At 36.3% G+C, this 3,061-nt stretch carries 2 protein-coding genes and 1 pseudogene; all 3 read right to left on the bottom strand.

Going from position 1 to position 3,061, the window contains the following annotated elements; genetic code table 11:
- Window positions 1–32: 32 nt before the first annotated feature.
- Window positions 33–197, bottom strand: coding sequence for a histidine phosphatase family protein (locus GSM_RS15065; RefSeq protein WP_155807903.1), 165 nt, complete (start codon window positions 195–197; stop codon window positions 33–35).
- A 32-nt stretch (window positions 198–229) separates the two neighbouring features.
- Window positions 230–1,597, bottom strand: a complete 1,368-nt coding sequence (locus tag GSM_RS09120) for an NAD-dependent succinate-semialdehyde dehydrogenase (protein ID WP_003687903.1) — start codon at window positions 1,595–1,597, stop codon at window positions 230–232.
- A gap of 978 nt (window positions 1,598–2,575) precedes the next feature.
- Window positions 2,576–2,874: pseudogene (locus tag GSM_RS14225) on the bottom strand (recombinase family protein).
- Window positions 2,875–3,061: the final 187 nt, after the last annotated feature.

Below are 3,061 nucleotides of genomic sequence, written 5' to 3'. Positions count from 1 at the left end.
CCATGACTTTCATTATTTATTATCGTTTGTTCTTAAAGTTTTTCCTTATTCGAGATCTTCAACTTTTCATTCACGTCATAAACAAACGACCTGTTGCCATTCAATGTCCATAACGTGCCGTTGCCATGGGTTGTAATGATTACATTCTTGCTTTCAAGTAACTCAAGGACGATTTCATCTTTCCAGAATAAACTCAAAAATGTCCTGCAAAGTCTACCATATTAAAGCATTATCCCAAAACTGTTTTGATATTGGCAAATTCTCTGATTCCCAAGTTGCTTAACTCACGGCCATAACCAGACTTTTTAATACCACCGAATGGTAATTCTGGTAATGAAGATAATGGTTGATTAACAGCAATTTGCCCGGTTTCTATTTTTGAAGCTAATTTGCGAGCTTTATCTAAATTCTCAGAATAAATTGCACCACCCAGACCATAATTCGAATGGTTTGCCAGTTCAACGATTCCCTTTTCATCGTCAACTTTGTAAAGCTGAGCAACTGGTCCAAATAATTCGTGATCGTACATTGGATTATCATATGTCATTCCACTAATAATCAAAGGCTTAAAGAATGCTCCTGGGCCTTCAACTGCCGTTGGGTCACCCCACAAAACATTTGCACCACCATCTAAAACAGCCTTGATCTGTTTTTGCAGATTCTGCTGAGCACCTTTTGAGGATAGTGGAGCTAACGTTGTTTTTTCATTCAAAGGATCACCGGGTTGATACTTGGCAAATTCTTTCTCGATAGCTGTTAAAAATTCATCATAGATTCCACTTTGAACTAAGTAACGTTTAGCAGAAGTACAAGCTTGTCCGGCATTACGTAAACGCCCACTGACAGCACCGGCCACAGCTTTTTTCAAATCAGCATCATTTAGGACAATGCAAACATCTGTGCCGCCAAGCTCCATTGTTGATTTTTTCAGATTATGACCAGCTTCAGCTGCTATCAGCTCGCCTGCTTTTTCTGAACCAGTCAAAGCCACACCTTGAACCCGCGGATCACCGATCATCTGGTTGACCTGATCATAAGTCGCAAATATATTTTTAAATGCACCTGTTGGTAGGCCTGCTGCTTTGCAAGCATCATCAAATGCCTGGGCACATTCCGGAACAATGCTAGCATGTTTGAGGATTACTGGATTACCAAGAATAAAATTGGGTGCAAAAACGCGCATAACTTGCGTATATGGAAAATTCCAAGGTTCAACAGCGACAACTGCCCCAATTGAACTGAATTCAAGATGTGCTTTGCGACCAGCCATGGCAGTATAATCTTGATCTACCAAAGCAGCTGCCCCATTCTCAGCATAATAACGAGCAAAGGCAACTGTTTTTTTGACTTCCCCCAGGGCTTCACTAATCAATTTACCCATGTTAGCAGTCAAAAAGTTAGCATAGTAATCAGCCCTTTTAGTAAATTCATCAGCTAAGGCAGACAGCTGCTCTGCTCGCTGTTCAATTGGCTGCTCCTTAGCCTGTTGGTAAAAATTATTTGCATCTGTTAAAGCTTGTTCAACCTCTTCATCTGTTGCTGCAGGAAATTCTTTGATCAATTCTCCATTATATGGATTAACTACACGATATGACATTAAAAATCTTCCCCTTTCTTCTCTAGCGATAATACATTGTCATTATAATAAAAAATTGCTAACAAAAGCAATCACTCTTGTTAATTATCAAAAGTTTCCAGTCAATAGAATAGTATATGTGGCTTAGCTTTCATTCCCTTTTGCTATTTTTTAAATAATTTTTATATCAAATTATAAAATCATTAATTATAAACACACTATGAGCTATTCGGGAGTGTGACATAAGTCGGTAAAATTTGAATACTAACAAGAAATTACGAACATAGCAGGTAATTTGCTATGAGTGATTCGAGGCTAGACGGGAAATTTTGACTTATGGAACACGTTTATCCGAAATAGGTAGAGGAGTGTAGCGGAGCCAAGATAAAATTTCACTTTTGGCCAACCCCATTACACTCGGAGGAACATTATGACCTGAACTTGTCCTGTGATTATGACAAATAAAAAAGGAACCCAATTCAGAATTGAGTTCCAAGATAATGATATATATTTAGAGATTCAGGCCTTACTATTAAACGCTAAAGTAATTATCAGTTCCATGCATGTGCTAGCAATTATCAAGAGCCCTTAAAAACTTACAATCAAAGAGTTATGAAAAGGAGAGCATAGATACTAAGCCGATGTGGAGTAAAATTCCGCCAAATATTATTAGCAACCTACCACAGACTATCGCTATTATCATTAGCTTTGTTCTTTTAATTTTAAGTGATTTCGTTTTCCATCCATATTTTACTAATCCTAAAATTTGTATAATTCCCTACACAATTAACATTGCACAAAAAATTATCAGACATATTTGTATATTGTTTTTAATAACTATGTATGATCTTTTTCTTATTCTCAGTTTCAACAACTTCATTTTTTCTTGTTGTTTTTATCCTTGCTATCACTAAGATTCTGATTATTCGACAAGTTATTGTTCTTGATTATGAACCATTTTTCAAAAAACTACTCTAATACGATTATCTCATATAGATGTCATTTTTGTATATCGAATGAAATTCGATATCTGATAAAAGTAGTTCGTTTAATACCGGTATTACGGGAAATGGTCACATCACTCATACCCACTTGATAAAGTTTAAAAGTGTGTTGTAAGCGAGGATCATCTTCACGAATATAGGTCATCATTTTTTGTAGCTCTGGGTGTTGGGGGTGTTGGGGTTGGCTCCACTTAATTTATCCGTAAATAGTTTATCAACGCCCTTTAGAGCAGCTAACTGGCAATCTAAAGGTAGCTCTTTGGAACTCACGCGAGCGTAACCAATTTTTGACATATTCAATCACCAAGACTTAAGTTTTTTGATAAGTAAAAGGGGCAAGTATCATTCTGTAATACTAGCCAACATGTATTTAGCAAAATTATCAAGATCTTTCTGAACAAACTTTTTCCTTGTTAAATTTGTATCAGTGTAATTTTGCAAAGCTAATTTGATTACTGCAGTATATATTTTTGGTAAGTTG

This window comes from Liquorilactobacillus mali KCTC 3596 = DSM 20444, assembly GCF_000260415.1.
In the GTDB taxonomy this organism is placed as follows: Bacteria; Bacillota; Bacilli; order Lactobacillales; family Lactobacillaceae; genus Liquorilactobacillus; species Liquorilactobacillus mali.
Note: the sequence above shows the minus strand (reverse complement) of the source record. Positions and strands in the feature narration are given on the sequence as shown.

Bases quoted from the DNA above. Each gene is read 5' to 3' on its own strand.
- GSM_RS09120 (WP_003687903.1), bottom strand. From the start codon at position 1,597: ATGTCATATCGTGTAGTTAATCCATATAATGGAGAATTGATCAAAGAA.